Below are 19,342 nucleotides of genomic sequence, written 5' to 3'. Positions count from 1 at the left end.
GGTCACTCATCGTGCAAGTACCAGTAGTTCCATATTTAAGTAGTACTCGGCGGCTCCACGCAAGTTATCAAGCAACCCCTGGCGCGGCAAATGTGGCTCGTGAAGCGCCAGTAAACGGCGCGGCCCACCCCGTTCATTTAGCTGACGTAATGTCCGGTACATAGCGGCAAAGGCATCGGCATCGCTGCTGATCCAAAGTGCCCAACGGCTGTATTGATCACACAACTGAGCCAGGTCAGACGTTTCTGCCATGGCGATATGTATGTCCCAGTCATCAGGATCACCGGCCCAGCTTCGACCTAGCGTAGACCATTGCCCCAAGCGGGCTTTAACCTTATTCACCTGGGCTGCACCACTACCCGGCAATCCGACCACAATCAGCGGAATTTTAGGCTGGGGCGGCGCCATCGCTGCTGGTTCTTCGGCCATTGCTGCGGTCGGCGTTAAAAGAGAAGCAATCTGTTCAGGTTCAGACACATGCTCTGCCGCCGCAACATCAACAGCTCCCTCAGCCTGCTGCTGTTGTCGCTGCAGGTTGGCCCACTTGCGCAGTCCCGAGGCTTGATCTTGTTCGCTCACGCCACGCCCTCGCGACTAATACTGCTCATTTGGCGAATCGCATCCCGCGCCATAAATGCATAGACCAGCGCATCAAGCATACCGGTATCGCGACGGCGTCGGCTCGTGCCCGTCAGGTTGAGCAAGTCGCCGCGCAGTGTCTGCGCTCCCTCATCATCAGCGACATCGAGATGCCCCGCGACCGATGCCATACCGCTGGCCATTAACAGGCGTACTTCGGCGTTTACATCACCGCTATCGGCCTCTTTTAACTGCTGCCACGCGCGGCGCGTCAACGCTGCTAAACCGTCGCTCTGCAGTTGCGTTATCAGTAGCGAGAGCACCTCTGCTCCCAGCCGTGCCGGGGTAAGCCAATAACGCCGCGCCACGACTTTGGCACTTTCAGGGTCGCGAATTTCCCCACACCAGGCGAGCAGAGAAAGGCCGGAGGCGTCCTCTACTTCGGCGTAAGCGGTCCAAAGCTGCACGGGCTGTCCTCGAAAACGTAAGCCCACATGGTGCGTCAGCACACTGTCATTAAATAATTGGCGAATGGTCTGGCGCTCGTGGTGAAAGCGTACGCGATGACTAGGGGACACTTGGCTGATCCAGGTCAAATGCTCGGCTTCTAGCCACGCCAGCGCATCAGGCTCGGGTAAGCGTGGCAATAAATGTACCGCGACACCGCTTGCTTCCGTCAGCGCGGCTAGGCGCGGCTGCCACCCAGCCGCGTGGCGATGCTGCAGCCAGGGTAGCGCCAGCCAAGCGCCCTCTGTGTCTAACCCAATATCGGGCATCGCCCAGTCGCAGCCGCGCTCATTGCGCCGAGCTGACCATGCCATTCCCAACGTTGTATTGGCGGCTGGGTAATGGGCCAATAGGGCATCTAAACGCTCTTCTTGGAGACGACCCGGTAGTGACGCTAAATCCCAGGTTGCTTCTAATTCCGCAAATCCCGTAACGCGTTGGCGCAGCCGCGCCAGCAACGACGACAAGCGACGCCCTTGCCCGAGAACATCCCGAGACCAGCGTGGCATTCCCATTGGGGTGTCAGCACTGTGCGCTCGTTCGCGCTGCGGCGTTGCCGTGTTGAGCGCTTGATCAACGAGGACGTCGGGAGCAGCAATCGCCATATCTTCAGGCACCTGCTGACCGTTGGAACCAAACAGCACGCGCATTCCATGACGCATGACAATGTCGAGTACCGGTGCTAGGCGGCCTGCCTCATCCTGCTTGGTAATAATGCAGTCATCTAACTCTGCGCCTACCGCTCGGGCGGCCTGGCGATAACGCAATACGACCTCTTCGAGGGTTTCCGGCTGACTGGCAGCATTGAGCAGTAGCACTAGGCGCACCCGTGAGCGTCCGCCCTGAAGGTGGGCAATCTGCTCGATGACGCGCTGGTCACGCTGGCTCATGCCCACGGTGTCGATAATCACCCACTGCTTGCCCTGCAGGCGACCTAGCAGGTCGTCAATGGGCTGTTCGGCATCCAGTGCATACATGGGCGTGTCCAGCAAACGCGCATAGATGCGTAGCTGCTCATGGGCACCAATCCGGAAACTGTCAGTCGTCACCAGCGCCACTGGGCGGGTGCCATGTCGCATGACAAAACGCGCGGCCAGCTTAGCGGTGGTGGTGGTTTTCCCTACCCCCGTTGGTCCTACCAGGGCAACAATCCCGGTTTGGTCGAAAAAGCTTGGCTCATCACTTAGCACACAGAGGCGATCCATTAACTGCTGGCGCAGCCACTGCAGCGGCGCGCCGTTATCACCACCTACTGCGATTAATGGCTCAGGTAATCCCGCCAGCAGCTCATCAGCGAGCTCGCTGCTAAAGCCGACATTCCATAGCAGTTGGCGCAGCCGCGCAGCGGTTCCCGCAGGCGGCTCCTGGGGAGTGGGAGCAGCCTTAGCTGACTGGCTACTGGCCAGCAGAGCGCGCATATCCTGCATCTCTTGCAGTAAGCGCTCACTCATCGTCTGCATCGCATCTTGCGCTGGCGGGGCTGCCAGCGTTTCGGGAGGACTAGGCTCTGGTGAAGGCTCAAAATGGTCAATGGCTTCGTCCGCCATGGCCAGAATCTCAACGCCCCCTTCAGTGCGCCGATTAGCGACAATCAGGGCATCTTCACCGAGCGTCTCGCGCACTTGGCGCATTACATCACGACTATTGGCTCCCACGAAACGTCTAACGCTCATGACTTACCCTTTGCCTATGCTGGAAATGGATGACGCTAGCCTATCACGGCATACGATGATCAACGTCCGCCTACCAGCGTAGTTACCCTTAATGTGCGGTCATCGGGAATTTCCGCCTGAGACAGCACCGACATATGGCGTAAACGACGGCGTAAGAAACGCGACAATACTGCTCGCAGCGAGTGCTGCACGATCAGCACCGGTGGTTCGCCAGAACTTTCATGTCGCTCTAAGGCCTGCTGGGCCTGGGTCATCAGTGTCTCTGCCAACCCGGGCTCCATCGCACCGTTGCCATTCATGGCCTGCACCAACACTTGTTCTAACTGGGCATCCAGGCCCATTACATTGAGTGTCTCCTGCCCGGCAAACCACTGCTGGACAATCGCCCTGCCCAGGGAAACACGCACTAACGCCGTTAGCTCGTTAGGATCTTTTTGCTGGCTGGCGTACTCCGCTAATGTATCCAAAATGGTGCGCATATCGCGAATAGAGACATCTTCATCCAGCAGGTTTTGCAAAATACGCTGCAACACCGTCAGCGAAATGGCTTTCGGAATCACTTCTTCGACCAGCGCTTTCTGGTCATCACCCATTTTATCCAGCAGCTTCTGCACTTCCTGACGCCCCAGCATTTCCGGCGAATGGCGATGCAGCAGATGATTCAAGTGGGTCGCGATCACCGTACTGGCGTCCACCACGGTGTAGCCGTAAACCTGAGCATGCTCACGCTGATTGCTGTCAATCCAAACAGCGGGCAAGCCAAAGGCGGGATCTTGGGTATGGGTGCCCTGCAACTCGCCTGATACCTGGCCTGGATTGATCGCCAGCCATTTGCCCGGCTGCGCCTCCGCGCGGCCAATTTCAGCGCCTTTCATGGAGAGCACATAGGCATTGGGCGGCAGTTCCAGATTATCGCGGATATGCACGACTGGCGGCAGGAAGCCGACTTCCTGAGCAAACTTCTTCCGCACGCTCTTAATGCGGCCAAGCAGCTCACCTTTTTGACGCGAGTCGACCAGCGGTATTAAACGATGGCCCACTTCCAAGCCGAGGGTGTCGACAAGCTGCACATCTTCCCAACTAGCTTCGGGGGTCTCTTGTAAAGGTACAGGTGCAGTGGCAATTTCCTCCTTGACCAAGGCTTGCTCTTTTTGGCGCATAAGAAACCATGCCAAACCGGCCAATAACAAGGTAAAGAGCAGGAATACAAAATTGGGCATGCCGGGCACCATGCCTAGCAGGCCCATAACAACGGCCGCCAAAATCAGCACCTGAGGATTAACGAACAGTTGGCTAAGCATTTGCTGGCCAATATCCTCGTTGGTGTCGGTACTCACCCGTGAGACCGTGACACCCGCTGCGGTCGAGATCACCAACGCTGGAATTTGTGCCACCAGACCGTCGCCGATCGCCAGCAACATATAGGTCTTACCAGCAGCAGCAAAGCCCATATCGTGCTGTAGCATGCCAATCATCAACCCGCCGATAATGTTGACCACCATAATCACCAGGCCGGCGATGGCATCACCACGTACAAATTTACTCGCGCCATCCATGGAGCCAAAGAAATCAGCCTCTTGAGCGACTTCGGCGCGGCGCTTTTTGGCGTCTTCTTCGCCGATTAAGCCAGCGTTAAGGTCGGCATCGATAGCCATCTGCTTGCCGGGCATCGCATCCAGCGTAAAGCGCGCCCCGACTTCGGCAATACGACCAGCACCTTTGGTGATGACCATAAAATTGATAATAACGAGAATCAGAAAGACCACTAGACCAACAGCGAAATTACCCCCCACCAGAAACGCGCCGAACGCTTCGATAACCTTACCCGCAGACGCACCGCCTTGGTGGCCCTCCATTAATACTACCCGGGTAGAGGCGACGTTAAGCGATAAGCGCAGCAGTGTGGTAAATAGCAACACAGCAGGAAACGCCGCAAAATCCAGCGGTTTCTGCGTAAACATGCTGACCATCAACACCATAATGGCCAGCGCAATATTGAAGGTGAAGAGGAGATCGAGCGCGAAAGGAGGCAAGGGCACGATCATCATGCCCAAAATCATCAGGATGAGTAGCGGCCCGACCAGCAGCTTCATGCGCACATTACCCATCCAATCGCGCCGACCTATTAGCTGGTTCAAGCCTTTCATGATTGCGCCTCATTACCACCGGCGCTACGCCCGGGGTTTTCCATCTCCGGTGGAACCGGCAGGTTATCAGGGGTTGGGGGCACCTCGCCTCCTTGTTGCGTGACTTGCTTAAGGCGATAGGCCCAGGCCATTACTTCTGCTACTGCGGTATACAATTCGGCAGGCACCTCTGCCTCTAGATCTACATGATGATACAGGGCTCGGGCCAATGGCGCTGCCTGCAATCGTGGTACGCCAGCCTCTTCAGCAATTTCGCGAATTCTCGCGGCTACCGCATCGGCGCCTTTTGCCACCAGCCGCGGTGCCCCCATGCTGCCTTCTTGGTAGACCAGTGCTATCGCGTAGTGAGTCGGGTTGGTAATGATAACGTCGGCCTGGGGCACCTTGCTCATCATCCTGCCCCGCGCCATGGCCTGCTGCTGCTGGCGGATGCGCGCTTTCACGTGAGGATCCCCTTCCGACTCCTTATGCTCGCGCTTCACCTCTTCCTGGCTCATACGCAGCTTCTTGGCATTATCCCAAAGCTGGAAAGGGACATCGATCAAAATGACCACGATCAATACCAGCACCATTAAACCAGCCGCTTGGGCCGCCATACGTAACGCATTCGTCAGTGCTTGCTGAATAGGCTGATCCATCAGCGCCATAAATTTGCCGATGTTGTAATACAAAAACAAAGCAGCAGTGCCCCCTACCAGCACCGACTTTGCAATCGCTTTGGCCAATTCCACCAGCGCCTGGGCGGAGAGAATACGTTTTACGCCCTTGATAGGATCTAACTTGGAAAACTTGGGCTGCATCGATTTCGCCGATATCATCCAGCCCCCCAGCAGCCCTGGTGCCACTAACGCAATGACGGCTAACAGTAAAAATAGCGGCGTCATGGCTAATAGCGTGCGCTGACCAAGATCCAGTGCATTGACCAGCATTGGCGTGCTTTCCATCGCTTGGCGACGCTCAAACAGGAACGCCTGCTCCATCACCATGCCTAGCTGGTCATAGAGCATTTTGCCCATGCTCCATAAGCCGATCACGCCGCCAAGCAGAAGTAAAAACGTATTTAACTCGCGGGAGCGGGGAACCTGGCCCTCTTCGCGGGCTTTTTCCTTTCGCCGAGGCGTGGCCTCTTCGGTCTTTTCCTGGTCGCTATCGTTATCTGCCATACGGTTATCCGGCCAGGTGAAGCGGAGCTTAATACGTATTCAGCCGTCCAAAAGGACGGCTGAATGGCGTACTTGCATGCCCGCAGGCGTTTAATAACGCGCTTTAAAAGCCTAACTCATCCAATAAGTCGTCAACCTGATCCTGCCCAGTGACGATATCAGGTGCATTGTCCCTTACTTGCGGCCCATTCAAAAGCTCTTCGTTGCGTCGTGCATTGTCGTTTTTCCACTGATCCTCGACCTTGCGCTGCATTGTTTCTCGTGCATGTGCGCCTGGAGCGTTTTCGATGAGCACTTGCACCAACTGGTGTTCGATCTCTTGGATCACGTCCATCATCTTCTTAATCACTTGGCCGGTCAGGTCTTGGAAGTCCTGGGCCATCATGATTTCCATCAGCTCTTTGTTGGTCGCTGAGGTCATATCGGGCACGTCACTAAGATAAGTACGTGTCTCGACGACCAATGCCTTGGCTTCATCCAGCTCTTTGGGCGCCTCAAACCACTCGGCCCAGCGCTTATCCAAGGCGCTGGCACGGTCCGCCAACTGATCCTGTAGCGGCTGGGCACGATCAATCGCATTAAGCGCTCGGTCTGCCGCCTGTTCCGTCATGGTCGCGACATAGTGCAAGCGGTCGCGGGCATCAGGAATGGCTTCTGCCGCTTTCTCGATCTCTTTGTCCAGACCCAACTCACGCATGTTTTCACGCAGCATGCGCGTTAGCTTACCAATGCGATGAATGAGGTCTTCAGCGGCGTCTTCGGACAGCTGGCCTGAACCGGACTGCTCATTCTGACTCATTATGTTGTCTCCTCGTTAACCAGGCACACAGGCCTAGCCACTTCATTTACCCATTTTATCGAAGATCTTATTGAGCTTCTCTTCAAGGGTAGCGGCAGTGAACGGCTTGACGACATAGCCGTTAGCGCCCGCCTGAGCAGCCGCAATGATGTTTTCTTTTTTTGCTTCGGCGGTCACCATCAGCACGGGAAGACCCTTCAACGCTTCATCCTGGCGGATCTCCTTGAGCATCTCAAGACCATCCAAGTTGGGCATATTCCAATCGGATACCACAAACTCGAAATTACCAGCCCGCAGCTTATTGAGCGCATCTTGGCCATCTTCAGCTTCATCCACGTTGGTGAAGCCCAGCTCCTTAAGCAGGCTACGCACAATCCGACGCATGGTGGGAAAGTCGTCTACGACCAGGAAACTCATATTCTTATCTGCCATCGGTCATCCTCTCGTCAATACATGGCACAGGGGTGACTGGAAAGTACAGTCAGGGGTTTAAAACGCTTCCTTAAAACTCTTCCCACTCTTCGTGGTCGCTATGCTGCTTAGCAGGTCGACGCGCTTGCTGGTCGATTCTGGCGGCAGGCATCGCATGAGGGGCTGAAGACGCAGACGGTAGCGACTGATGAGACGCTGCCTGCATTCCCAACAGCTTGAAGACAGCGACGGCCTCTTCCAGGCGGTTGGCTTGTTCTTCCAACGACGCCGCTGCGGCCGACGCTTCTTGCACCAGCGCGGCGTTTTGTTGAGTGACTTGATCCATCTGGCCGACTGCTTGGCTAACCTGTTCAATGCCGTCGCTCTGCTCCTGGGAGGCAGCAGAAATCTCATCCATGATATCGGTGACACGGCGCACCGCAGTGACCACATCCGACATCGTGGTGCCCGCTTGCTCGACCAGGGTGGAGCCTTGCTGAATCTGTGTTACCGAGGCATCAATCAGGGTTTTAATCTCTTTGGCCGCATCGGCACTGCGGCTGGCCAAGTTACGCACTTCTCCCGCCACCACCGCAAAGCCGCGACCTTGCTCACCGGCACGCGCCGCTTCTACCGAAGCGTTGAGAGCTAAAATATTGGTTTGAAAGGCAATCGAATCTATAACACTGGTGATGTCGGCAACTTTTTTCGAGCTCGTCGAAATACCGTGCATGGTCTGCACCACTTGCGCAACGACTTGGCCTCCACGCTCAGCGGTTGTGGAGGCGTCAGCGGCCAAGGTACTGGCTTGGCGGGCGTTGTCGGCATTCTGTTTTACCGTCGCGGTCATCTCTTCCATGCTGGCGGCGGTTTGTTGAATCGACGCTGCCTGCTGTTCGGTGCGCGAGGAGAGGTCTGCGTTACCACTGGCAATCTCACGGGTGCCGTGATGAATCTCGTTGCTGCCTTCCCGCACTCGGCCCACGATATTGGTCAGGTTCTGCTGCATGGAGCCCATCGCACCAAACAGACGGCCAATTTCATTTTTACCCGCCTCCGGCAGCGGATCGGTTAAATCTGCATCTGCGATAGCATCCAAGCGATCCACGGCGTCTCTGAGTGGCGCAATTACCGTTCGGCGTAAACCCAAGTAAATCACCAGCGTCATTAGCAGCGCAAAGATCACCACTCCCGCATTAATCATGGTGAATAGGTTGCCCTGAGCCGCGGCATCGGTGCGAATGGTTTCAACGCGCTGAAACCCGTAAGTGACGAAGGCCGTCATGCTGGCTGCCAAACTACCTAAGGGCTCAACCAGCTCATCACGCAGATTGTTATATCGGGTGAGATCCATATATTCAAAGGTTTCATGCTGCTGCTTTACCAACTCAAGTACCGTTTGGAAGTCTGCAGTCAAAGCGTCTCCCAACGCCTTTCCTTGTGGTGACAGGGGCGCTGCGGCAAAGCGTTCAAAACGCTCCTCAGAACGCTCGATACGATTAGCTGCCACATCGACCTGCGCATTGGACTGCTGGGTCTGGCCGACCATCAAGTAGTTTGAAGCAGTTTCCATCGCCAGCATGGCTTGGTTTAACAGCGAATCGGCGCGATTAATCTCGTTTAACTGCGCATCGCTAATCTGGCTGAGCGTTGCCAAATTATTTTGCGCGTTGCGATCAGCCACCGCACTTAGTCCCGCAATCACTAAAATCAGAGCGACAAAGCAGACGAGCGCTGCAATCACAGCGGCGTGAATACTCATATTGCGCAGTAAACGATTCATGAGGAGTTCCCTTGCGAGCTTATTAATTTTTATGTCACGTTTTTTTAGACACTTTCCAAGCTACGTTCTTATTCCATGCAAAGTTCTTATTCCAGCTAAGTTCTTGGACTGCCTCTTTATAAACGGCCCTATACACGCTGCGCGCGGCCTGAGGCTGCGATCAACGCCATCATGCGCGAAGGGATGTCGTCGAGAGCAACCACTTCCACAGCACCACCAACCGCGATGGCCTCACGGGGCATACCGAAGACCACACACGTTTGTTCATTCTGGGCAATGGTGGGCGCGCCCGCTTGGCGCATCTCAAGTAAGCCTGCCGCGCCGTCCTTACCCATACCGGTCAAAATCACCCCAATGGAATTCTTACCCGCGTGCTGAGCCGCCGAGTGAAACAGCACGTCTACCGATGGCCTGTGGCGGTTTACGGGAGGGCCGCTGTCTAAGCGCGCCACGTAGTTGGCACCACTGCGCGCTAATTTAAGGTGCTGATCACCTGGGGCAATGTAAGCGTGCCCAGGTAAAATTCGCTCGCCATCCGTCGCTTCTTTAACGGTAATTCGGCACAGCCGATCTAGCCGCTCGGCAAACGAGCGTGTAAAACCGCCAGGCATATGCTGGGTAATCAAGATCGCCGGAGCGTTAGCCGGTAAGGGTTCAAGCACCGCCCGAATTGCCTCGGTGCCGCCGGTGGAGGCGCCAATAATAATAAGCTTTTCACTCGAGACGAGCGGGGCTTTCAAAGCTTCCGGTGGCGGGGTGTTTTTATGCCGCGCCTGACGAGGCCGTGAACGCGCCGCAGCGCGCAATTTTTCAGCAATCTCACTGGCATACTCCATCATGCCATTGCGAATTCCGAGGCTCGGCTTAGCGACAAAATCCAGTGCGCCGAGCTCTAGCGCGCGCAGGGTAATTTCCGAGCCGCTTTGCGTCAGCGATGAGACCATTAACACCGGCATCGGGCGCAAACGCATTAAGCGTTCAAGGAAATCCAAGCCGTCCATGCGGGGCATTTCTACATCAAGGGTTAACACATCTGGATTGTGCTGCTTGATCAAATCCCTGGCGGCGATGGGGTCAGGCGCTACCGCAACGACTTCCATATCAGGCTGGGAATTAATAATTTCTGTTAACAAATCACGAATTAGCGCCGAATCGTCGACACACAGTACTTTGATCTTGGCTGCGCTCAAAGCACGCCTCCTCTTGCTGTAGACGCCTGATGTGTGATTGCAACCGCTGGAGCCACAGCGCCTGAAGCGATCATAAAGACACGACAATTATTCATTTTTTTGCCACGGTGTAGACGGTCTGGCCACGTAGTTTGAAAGCGTCGCTAATGTACGAGAAGTTTTCTGAATGGCCGGCAAACAGCAGCCCATCCGGCTTCATCAGTGGCGCAAATCGCTTAAGAATTTTTGATTGTGTATCTTTATCAAAATAAATCATGATATTTCGGCAGAACACCGCATCAAAAGGACCCTTAATTGGCCATTGCGGCGCCAGCAAGTTAAGCGGCAGAAACTCGACGAGGGCCGACACTTCGGGACGCACCCGCGCAAACCCCGCATGGTTACCGGTTCCCTTCTGGAAAAAGCGCTTTACCCGCGCCTCATCCAGCTTGCGCACCTGCTCAAGCGGGTAGACGCCCGCACGGGCCCTGGCCAGCGCATCCGTATCGATATCGGTGGCAATCACTTTGGCTTGCGACGCTTTAGCGCCCAACGTTTCTAACAATGTCATTGCCAGCGAGTAAGGCTCCTCCCCGGTGGAGGCGGCCGAACACCAAATAGTGACCGGGTCTTGTTTGCTCTTTATATGCTCAGCCAACAGCGGAAAATGGTGAGCTTCACGAAAAAAGGCCGTGAGGTTAGTGGTCAGTGCATTGGTAAACGCCTCCCACTCTTTAGCCTCTGGCTGACGCTCCAAGCGTACCAAGTAGTCGGTAAAGCGTGTCATGCCATGGTGGCGTAGACGCTTTGCTAAGCGGCTATAGACCATTTCACGTTTATGCTCAGCCAGTACAATGCCGGCGCGCTGATAAATCAGCTCGCGAATTCGCGTAAAGTCCGCATCCGTCAGTACTAGATCGCGCTCAATCTGGCTGCTTGATGTCCACTGACCTGCGTCTACCACCCGTTCAATTTGTTCGGTCAAAACGCTTCCCACTCCTCTACTGAGGCTGCCTGCCGTTTAACGGGCGAATTCGGCGACGATATGCTAGGCAACTGAGCAGCGTGCTTAGCCGCTTTCACTGCTGGCGGACGTAGCGCCCCCTGACTGTTTAATCGAAACGCTTCCACCGAGAGCGCTAACAGCCCCGCCTGCTGCTCAAGCGAGACCGCCGCACGGGCGGTTTCCTGTACACGCACCGCATTACGCTGAGTGCCTTGATCCATCTCTGCTACCGCTTGGTTAACCTGGGCAATGCCATGGCTCTGCTCCTCGGAGGCAGCTGAAATCTCGTGCATGATCTGCGTCACACTACGCGCGGCTTCCGCTACTTCGCTAATCGCAGCTTCGGCTTTGGTGACCAAACTAGCACCCGCGCTGACTTCCCGGTTAGAGCCATCAATCAGGCCACGAATTTCTTGAGCAGCACCAGCGCTACGGCCAGCTAAGTTACGCACCTCTTCTGCCACCACCGCAAAACCACGCCCATGCTCACCTGCCCGAGCTGCTTCTACCGATGCATTCAGCGCCAGAATATTGGTCTGAAACGCGATCGAATCGATCACATTGATAATATCGGCCATCTGCTGGGAGCTTTGCGTAATTCGCTGCATATTGTCGACTAACTGTGTCATCAACTCGCCGGTATTCGTTACCTGGATAGCATTGTTATCGGCTAGACGGCGGGCTTCTTGAGCATTTTCACTGTTTTGCCGCACAGTGGCCGTCATCTCCTCCATGCTGGAGGCGGTTTGTTGCAAAGAGGCCGCCTGCTGTTCAGTACGCGACGACAGCTCTTCGTTACCGCTGGCAATGTCCTGAGCAGCCGGAGTGACCACATCGATACCGTTTTTTACATCGGTGATGATGCTGCTGAGGCTTTTGCGCATAGTATTCAGTGAGTCCATCAATTGACCCACTTCATCGCGTCTTTGGTCAGGGACTTTAGCGGCCAAATTACCGCCAGCAATTTGCAGCGTAAAACCTGCAGCATTTTTTAGCGGCCTGGTAATCGCCCGCAGGGTAACAATGCCGATCAAAATAAGTAGCAATAAACCAATGCCCAGTACGATGACTTGGGCGCCTAGCATCGTGGTTTGACCTTGCTGAGCGTCAACGGCCATGGCCTCAGCCGCCTGCTGTTTCTGAGCAATCAGTTGATTCACCATGCCTGACAGGATGCGACCATCGCTGGTCATGACGCTAATCACAGCATCGAGACCGGTAAAGGCTTGGTAGGTCTCTTCTGCTTGAAGCACGCTAGCCGCCTGCCCCATGCCGTTCTGCAGGAAAGTCTGTAGCCGCTGGTCAAACTCGGTTGCAAGCTCAGTCGCATTGACCTCACGCGAATAGTACTCCTGCCATACCTCAGCAACCGTTGCGGCGCTCTCCTCAATGCTTTCGCCCATCTCGAAGCGTTGACTGATAAGCTCCATACGTTCTGGCTCAATCATCGCTTGGCGGGTTTGGGCAATGGTTTGATCGATTTGCTGGAGGCGAATAACATCACGCAGACCGTCATTATTCAGTTGCCCCAAGCGCTCGCCGGAGACATTCAAACCATACAGACCCAGCCCACCGCTGATTAATAACAACAGCCCTGCAACAACAATCATGCCTACCAATTTGGCACGAATGGTATCAAGGCGTACCCGGGCCAAACGGTTAATCACACCTTTCTGGCATAACCGGCCTTTATCTAAGTAAAGTCGCTTGTTGCGGCCTCCGCGTATTTCAGCGTAGGATCGCTCCGCCTGTTCAATGGCTGCGCGGCTTGCCTGAACACGCACCGAGGTATAGCCCACTACTTGCCCATCTTCGATAATCGGCGTGACACTGGCATCCACCCAGTAATGGTCGCCATTTTTGCAGCGGTTTTTGACCAACCCTCGCCACGTTTCCCCCGTTTTGACGGTTTGCCAGAGGTTTTCAAAGGCTGCCGGCGGCATATCCGGGTGGCGTATCAGGTTATGCGGCGAACCGATCAGCTCTGCGTGCTCAAAGCCGCTAATCTCGATAAACGCAGGGTTGGCATAGGTGATGCGACCCTTGGTATCGGTACGCGAGACTAAGAAATCGTTCTCTTTTAGTTCGATTTCACGCTGAGAGACTGGTTGGTTGTTACGCATGTTGTGCCTTTTTTTAATGTTTTATTTTTCAAAAAGAGTGCGCCTGCCCTACTAGGCACACTAAAACGATGACCACTCTTCTGTTTCTGCTACTGGCTGTGGGTGCCTGCATGCTACGGGTTTTGACGCTGCCGCTGGCAATATGGCCGGAGCGCGAGAGGCTGACAATTCAGTGACACGAAAACGCTCAACCGCCTCGCGTAAGCGTGCGGCTTCGCTTTCCAACTCATTGGCACTGCGTGCGGCTTGCTGCACCAATTGGGCATTTTGCTGAACGACCTGATCCATTTGCGCCACGGCTTGGTTCACCTGGCCAATACCGCTACTTTGCTGTTCAGACGCGGCAGCAATATCGTCCATAATGTCACTGACCCGCTGAACAGCAGCCACTAGATCTTGCATCGTTTGTCCGGCTTGATTAACTCGCTGGGTGCCGGTATCGACTTTACCAAGCGAGGCTTCAATCAGCGTGCGTATCTCTTTCGAAGCAGCGGCACTTCGACTGGCTAAGCTGCGTACTTCCTGCGCCACTACCGCGAACCCTCTACCATGCTCACCAGCGCGGGCTGCTTCTACAGAAGCATTCAGCGCCAATATATTGGTCTGGAACGCAATATTGTCGATAACCGTTATAATATCCGCCACTTGATGGGAGCTAGCGCTGATGTCTTGCATGGTATTAACGATTTGCCCGACTTCTTCACCACTGCGCCGCGCTGTAAGCGTAGCGTTGCCGGCCAGTTGACTGGCTTGACGTGCATTCTCAGCATTATGGCCCACCGTAGAGGCTAACTGCTCCATGCTGGAAGCCGTTTCTTCAAGCGAGGTTGCCTGCTGCTCAGTACGTGAAGAGAGGTCATTATTGCCGCTGGCAATTTGCTGGGAGCGCTCATAAATCGATGTACCGCTGGTACGTACAGTGCCCACCGTTTGCGAAAGAGAGTCCTGCATATGTGCCATGGCGCTATAAAGCCGCCCTATTTCGTTGTTGCCCGGAGAGGTAATGGCCTGGCTTAGATCCCCCTGAGCCATGCGCTCAAAATAGCCCACCAAACGATCTAACGGGCGCAGCACGTTGGCCGTCACACCCCAAACCACCACGATGACCGTGGCTACGGTCATCGCTACGATGCCAAGCAATGTCCAGCGAATCGTTGAAGCAAACGCACTGAAAGCTGCTTGTTGTGCCTGCACATCGTTAGATGCTTGCACGATGGCCGCGCCATGGTGAAGCGCGTAAAGGCCGATCCCACTGGCAATCAAGACAAGTGCTGAAAGGGTCGCGAGCACCAACCCCCAACTTAAGCGCACCGTCATATTATTCATTAATTGCCGCATTCGCTGTGTCACGCCCTTTTCTCCACGCACAGTCGGCACTCGCTGGCACTTTCCGTAGCGCGAGAATGCATCATTAAGTAGAGTTGCTTCGGCACGCTCCCTGTGCCAGGTTTTTTAGTCTTAGTGGTTGCTGGTGCTTTCTACCAGTGCCATCTCGTCGCTGGTGAGCAACTTATCGATATCCACGAGTACCAGCATGCGGTCATCCAGACTACCCAAACCGCTCAGGAAGTCAGACGAGAGCGTGACACCGAATTCTGGCGCCGGTTTAATCTGATCAGGGGTCAGTGTCATAACGTCGGAAACGCCGTCCACTACGATGCCGACCACCCGGTCTGCAACATTGACCACGATCACCACTGTTTGGCCACCGTATTCGACTTTATCAAAGCGAAACTTAATGCGGAGATCCACGATTGGCACAATGACGCCACGCAGATTGGTGACACCTTTGATAAATTCAGGTGCATTGGCAATCCGCGTTACGTTTTCGTAACCGCGAATCTCCTGCACTTTCAAAATATCAATGGCGTACTCTTCATCGCCCAATGAAAAAACGAGGAATTCACGGTTTTCGGCTTCTGCGGCTAATACCGCCCCACTGTTGGCCTGACTCATGACGGCTCAGCCTCCTTAAAAGATGAAAGGTTTTGATTGTTTACTACTTTTTTGCCTGCCTCTTTTTTATATCGGCTCAGGCGGTGTAAACCAGTAATATCCAGAATCAACGCAACGCTACCATCCCCTAAAATAGTAGCGGCTGAAATACCCGGAACTTTGCGGTAATTGTCTTCCAGATTTTTGACCACGACCTGCTGCTGTCCGATCAACTCATCAACCAACATGGCGTAACGGCGGCCCTCACCCTGCACAATGACAGCGATGCTTTTGGTCGGGTCAGTAATCGCATTCTCGACATTAAGCACTTCGTGAATAGCAATCACGGGCAGATATTCGTCGCGGACTTTGATCACCACGTCGTCACCGGCCATGGCGTACATATCGTCTTTGGCGGGCTGCAGTGATTCAAGTACGGTAGAGAGCGGAAGGATAAACGTCTCGCCGCCGACCTTGATCGACATACCGTCCAGAATGGCCAACGTAAGCGGCAACACGATACGAGTGTTGGTGCCTTCGCCTAGCTTCGACTGGATTTCAACCCGACCACCCATACTCTGAATGTTGCGTTTCACTACATCCATGCCCACGCCACGTCCAGATACGTCGGTCACTTCTTTCGCAGTTGAGAAACCAGGAGCAAAAATGAGCTGGAAGACCTCTTCGTCGGACATGGTATCCGACACATTGAGGCCGTTTTCGCGCGCCTTGGCCAGCAGACGATCACGATCCATGCCAGCACCATCATCGCGCACTTCAATTAATATATTGCCGCCCTGGTGACGTGCGGAGAGGGTTAATTTGCCGATACGCGGCTTGCCAATGGCTTCGCGCACATCCGGCATTTCAACACCGTGGTCCAGACTGTTGCGCACCAAGTGCGTTAGCGGGTCGGTGATTCGCTCTACCAAACTCTTATCTAGCTCGGTCGACTTACCTTCGGTAATCAGCTCGATCTCTTTGCCCAATTTACCGGCGGTGTCGCGCACAACCCGTGGAAAGCGACTGAATACAAACTCCATGGGGATCATACGAATCGACATGACCGCCTCTTGGAGGTCACGCGCATTGCGCTGAAGCAGACTCATACCATTTTGTAATGAGCTATTGCCAACGGACTGATCTTCTAAATCACTCACCGTTTGATCAAGCATCGACTGAGTAATGATCAACTCACCCACCAAGTTGATAATTTGGTCGACTTTGTCCACGGATACGCGGATTGATGACGACTCAGCGACTGCCTTTTTAGGTTTTTCTTTGCTGGCAGCCTTTGCCGGACTTGGCTTAGCGGGCCTGCTTTCGACGGGTTCTGCGGCGGCTGGCTCCGATGTTTCTGACTCCGGGATAGCAGGCTCACCAGTAGCAGTCACCTCGATGGCCGTAATCTCAATTTGGTCTGGCTCGATAATAAAGCACATCACCGCTTCAATATCGTCTGCACTATCGCTGCTTTTGAGTATCACCTCATAGCGCTTGGCATCGCCGGATTGGGACTGCACTTCACCGAGCTGTTCTAACTCTTCAACCAACAAGATGCGATCTTTATCGTCGACATTCAGTAACGCCACTAGCAGATGGCCTGCTGCTAGCTGCTCTTGTTGTTCGGTGGTGGAAGCTGGTGCCGATGAAGCCACAGTGCTCGCAGCTGGTGTGGTCGGTCCGTCTAACTGCTGACCAATTTCATCTAGGGCAATCTGTTGCAGCGTTTGGCAAATGCGCTCAAATGCTTCTTGATTTGGCTCCTCTTCGCTGCGGTAGGCATCGAGTTGCTCATGCATGATGTCTTTAGCCTCTAAAAAGGTATCCACGAGGTCGGCGCGTAGCGTCAGCTCACCCTTACGTGCGTAATCGAGAAGGTTTTCCAAAATATGCGTGGTTTTCTGTAACACGACAAAACCAAAGGTGCCCGCGCCCCCTTTGATTGAGTGGGCGGCACGGAAAATAGCATTGAGCTGCTCACTGTCTGGATCGTCAACATCCAGCTCCAGCAAGTGCTGCTCCATATCCGACAGCAGCTCTTCTGCTTCTTCAAAAAAGGTGTCAAAAAAATCCGCTATATCCATTCACCGCTCCACCTTAACGTCGCTTTTATAAAAGGCTATGACAGGCTCAGGTCACTCTGACTCTTGTGCCTGAGGCTCGTCTTGTTGTGTTGATTCTGTTAGCGCTTCGGTTGAAACATCAGGCAATGAAGCCCCTGGGCCCATGATGGCTGGATTGCGTATCGCTTCGGCTATCTCGGGCAACAGCACCACTAGTTCTATGCGCCGGTTAATGGGGTCGGTTGGCTCAGTTTCCGGTAACAACACGCGGTCTGCAAAGCCTGATACACGTAGCAATTGACCTGGGTCAAACCCACCCGCAATAAGCTCACGACGCGACGCGTTGGCGCGATCATTGGAAAGCTCCCAGTTGCTGTAGCCGCTATAGCCCCCTGCATAGGGAACGCTATCGGTATGACCGCTAATACTTAGCTCATTGGGCAGCTCATTAAGCAGTGGTGCAATAGTGCGTAACAGACTGCGCATATAAGGTGCGACTTGGTCACTACCCAACTCAAACATGGGCCGCTGGTCGGTATCGAGTAGCTGGATGCGCAGTCCTTCGCGAGTCAAGTCAAAACGCATTTGATTGCGCAATTGGCGCAGTTCAGGATCTCGCTCAATGGCCCGCTCAATACGCTCTTGTAAATCCCGAAAAAAGTTTCGTTCCTGCATGCTTGGACGAGTGCGCTGTAGGCTGTCAATGCGGGCCCGCTCGCCATCACTATGAGTGGGATCGGGCCCGCCGCCAGGAATCGCGCTGGTGCTACCCGAACGGTCGCCCCCGGTTATCGCCGTCAACAGGGGGGTGCTAAAGTACTCGGCTACCCCCCTGCGCGTCTCTTCACTGGAAACGCTCAAGAGCCATAGCACCAAAAAAAAGGCCATCAGAGCAGTCATAAAATCCGCTAGGGCAATTTTCCAGGCGCCACCGTGATGGGCGTGGACGACTTTTTTGCGTCGAATGACAATCGGACGCTTGTCACCCCCCTTACTCATGCGTTACCGGCCTTTTTTGCATCTCTTACGTACTCTTCAAGCTCCGTAAAACTAGGACGCTCAGCGGCAAACAGTGCCTTGCGACCAAATTCAACAGCCAACTGCGGTGCATAACCGTGCAAGCTAGCGAGCAACGTAATGCGGATACACTGGAGCATCTTTTCGGCTTCTTTCGCCTGCCGTTCGATATAACTGGAGAGCGGACTAACAAACCCATAGCCCAGCAAAATACCCAAAAAGGTGCCCACTAGCGCTTGGCCGATCATCACACCCATTTGAGCCGGGGTAGCATCGGCATAGGTGAGTGTTTTAACGACCCCCATGACTGCCGCCACAATGCCAAAGGCGGGCATGGCATCACCAACTTTGGCAATAGCATCAATTGGGATATGTGCCTCCTGCTCAAAGACTTCGATCTCATGTAGCATCAGCTCATCAATTTCCATAGGTTCCATGCCGCCGCTTACCATCAAGCGCAGATAGTCTGTTAGAAAATTCATGATATGCGGATCGACCAGTACCGTGGGATGCTCTTGGAATAGAGGACTTTCTTGTGGGTTATCAATATCTCGCTCAATGCCCAACATCCCCTCACGGCGAATTTTTGACAGCAATTTGAACTGTAGTGCCATTAACTCCATGTATAGTGCTTTGTCATATTTTTTTGCACGCTTGAGCCGGGGCAGAATTTTAAAGGTCGCCTTAATCGCCTTACCGTTGTTCGCTGCGATAAACGCACCAACACCTGCGCCGCCAATAATCAGCAGTTCAAGGGGTTGATACAGAGGACCTAATTTGCCACCTGCAAGAACATAGCCACCAAACACAGACAGCAATACGATTACATAGCCAAGAGGTATCAGCACAAGCAGAGTCCTTGCGGTATTCATTATTAAGTAAGGGAACCGCAGCTTAGTCATCTGGTTTGATAATTAAGCGATGTTCCGTCCTAAGCACAACTTAGTTCAATTATACTAGTGCC

15 protein-coding genes are annotated in these 19,342 nt (G+C 54.2%); all 15 read right to left on the bottom strand.

Translation table 11 applies throughout. The features are described 5' to 3' along the window. Positions 1-6: 6 nt before the first annotated feature. Positions 7-579, bottom strand: coding sequence for a hypothetical protein (locus AC5TBW_RS00515; protein ID WP_495510253.1), 573 nt, complete (start codon positions 577-579; stop codon positions 7-9). After that, positions 576-2,759: a flagellar biosynthesis GTPase FlhF gene (gene flhF / locus AC5TBW_RS00510; RefSeq protein WP_495510252.1), complete on the bottom strand. Its 2,184-nt coding sequence runs from the start codon at positions 2,757-2,759 to the stop codon at positions 576-578. The genes AC5TBW_RS00515 and flhF overlap by 4 nt, the downstream gene beginning before the upstream one ends. Before the next feature lie 59 nt (positions 2,760-2,818). Next, positions 2,819-4,906, bottom strand: a complete 2,088-nt coding sequence (flhA, locus tag AC5TBW_RS00505) for a flagellar biosynthesis protein FlhA (RefSeq protein ID WP_495510251.1) — start codon at positions 4,904-4,906, stop codon at positions 2,819-2,821. Beyond that, entirely contained in the window at positions 4,903-6,069 is a 1,167-nt protein-coding gene (flhB, locus tag AC5TBW_RS00500; protein ID WP_495510250.1) for a flagellar biosynthesis protein FlhB, read from the bottom strand. The genes flhA and flhB overlap by 4 nt, the downstream gene beginning before the upstream one ends. A 103-nt stretch (positions 6,070-6,172) precedes the next feature. Beyond that, positions 6,173-6,868 (bottom strand): protein phosphatase CheZ, encoded by a 696-nt coding sequence (cheZ, locus tag AC5TBW_RS00495; RefSeq protein WP_495510249.1) that lies wholly within the window; start codon positions 6,866-6,868, stop codon positions 6,173-6,175. A gap of 42 nt (positions 6,869-6,910) precedes the next feature. Beyond that, complete coding sequence (gene cheY / locus AC5TBW_RS00490; RefSeq protein WP_009097747.1) at positions 6,911-7,300, bottom strand: chemotaxis response regulator CheY; 390 nt, start codon at positions 7,298-7,300, stop codon at positions 6,911-6,913. A 70-nt stretch (positions 7,301-7,370) separates the two neighbouring features. Then, positions 7,371-9,062, bottom strand: coding sequence for a methyl-accepting chemotaxis protein (locus AC5TBW_RS00485; protein ID WP_495510248.1), 1,692 nt, complete (start codon positions 9,060-9,062; stop codon positions 7,371-7,373). Positions 9,063-9,190: 128 nt separating this feature from the next. Beyond that, positions 9,191-10,252, bottom strand: a complete 1,062-nt coding sequence (locus AC5TBW_RS00480) for a protein-glutamate methylesterase/protein-glutamine glutaminase (RefSeq protein WP_495510247.1) — start codon at positions 10,250-10,252, stop codon at positions 9,191-9,193. Positions 10,253-10,343: 91 nt separating this feature from the next. Continuing rightward, complete coding sequence (locus AC5TBW_RS00475) at positions 10,344-11,216, bottom strand: CheR family methyltransferase (RefSeq protein ID WP_495510246.1); 873 nt, start codon at positions 11,214-11,216, stop codon at positions 10,344-10,346. Then, the gene (locus AC5TBW_RS00470; RefSeq protein ID WP_495510245.1) at positions 11,213-13,360 is read right to left on the bottom strand and encodes a methyl-accepting chemotaxis protein; all 2,148 of its coding nucleotides are present in this window, start codon (positions 13,358-13,360) and stop codon (positions 11,213-11,215) included. The genes AC5TBW_RS00475 and AC5TBW_RS00470 overlap by 4 nt, the downstream gene beginning before the upstream one ends. A gap of 60 nt (positions 13,361-13,420) precedes the next feature. Next, positions 13,421-14,686 (bottom strand): methyl-accepting chemotaxis protein, encoded by a 1,266-nt coding sequence (locus AC5TBW_RS00465; protein ID WP_495510244.1) that lies wholly within the window; start codon positions 14,684-14,686, stop codon positions 13,421-13,423. 132 nt (positions 14,687-14,818) lie between these two features. After that, entirely contained in the window at positions 14,819-15,316 is a 498-nt protein-coding gene (gene cheW, locus AC5TBW_RS00460) for a chemotaxis protein CheW (RefSeq protein ID WP_495510243.1), read from the bottom strand. Next, positions 15,313-17,382, bottom strand: a complete 2,070-nt coding sequence (gene cheA, locus AC5TBW_RS00455) for a chemotaxis protein CheA (protein ID WP_495510242.1) — start codon at positions 17,380-17,382, stop codon at positions 15,313-15,315. The genes cheW and cheA overlap by 4 nt, the downstream gene beginning before the upstream one ends. A gap of 51 nt (positions 17,383-17,433) precedes the next feature. Then, a complete protein-coding gene (gene motB / locus AC5TBW_RS00450) occupies positions 17,434-18,360 on the bottom strand; it encodes a flagellar motor protein MotB (RefSeq protein ID WP_495510241.1) in 927 nt (308 codons plus the stop codon). Beyond that, complete coding sequence (motA, locus tag AC5TBW_RS00445) at positions 18,357-19,226, bottom strand: flagellar motor stator protein MotA (protein WP_495510240.1); 870 nt, start codon at positions 19,224-19,226, stop codon at positions 18,357-18,359. The genes motB and motA overlap by 4 nt, the downstream gene beginning before the upstream one ends. Between the last annotated feature and the right edge of the window lie 116 nt (positions 19,227-19,342).

Source organism: Vreelandella sp. ssv, from assembly GCF_059448525.1.
The sequence above is the reverse complement of the archived record's forward strand: the minus strand, read 5'-3'. Positions and strand labels throughout refer to the sequence as shown.

Coding starts and splice junctions, on each gene's coding strand:
- flhF (WP_495510252.1), bottom strand. CDS start 2,759: ATGAGCGTTAGACGTTTCGTGGGAGCCAATAGTCGTGATGTAATGCGC.
- flhA (WP_495510251.1), bottom strand. CDS start 4,906: ATGAAAGGCTTGAACCAGCTAATAGGTCGGCGCGATTGGATGGGTAAT.
- flhB (WP_495510250.1), bottom strand. CDS start 6,069: ATGGCAGATAACGATAGCGACCAGGAAAAGACCGAAGAGGCCACGCCT.
- cheZ (WP_495510249.1), bottom strand. CDS start 6,868: ATGAGTCAGAATGAGCAGTCCGGTTCAGGCCAGCTGTCCGAAGACGCC.
- cheY (WP_009097747.1), bottom strand. CDS start 7,300: ATGGCAGATAAGAATATGAGTTTCCTGGTCGTAGACGACTTTCCCACC.
- AC5TBW_RS00485 (WP_495510248.1), bottom strand. CDS start 9,062: ATGAATCGTTTACTGCGCAATATGAGTATTCACGCCGCTGTGATTGCA.
- AC5TBW_RS00470 (WP_495510245.1), bottom strand. CDS start 13,360: ATGCGTAACAACCAACCAGTCTCTCAGCGTGAAATCGAACTAAAAGAG.
- AC5TBW_RS00465 (WP_495510244.1), bottom strand. CDS start 14,686: ATGAATAATATGACGGTGCGCTTAAGTTGGGGGTTGGTGCTCGCGACC.
- cheW (WP_495510243.1), bottom strand. CDS start 15,316: ATGAGTCAGGCCAACAGTGGGGCGGTATTAGCCGCAGAAGCCGAAAAC.
- cheA (WP_495510242.1), bottom strand. CDS start 17,382: ATGGATATAGCGGATTTTTTTGACACCTTTTTTGAAGAAGCAGAAGAG.
- motB (WP_495510241.1), bottom strand. CDS start 18,360: ATGAGTAAGGGGGGTGACAAGCGTCCGATTGTCATTCGACGCAAAAAA.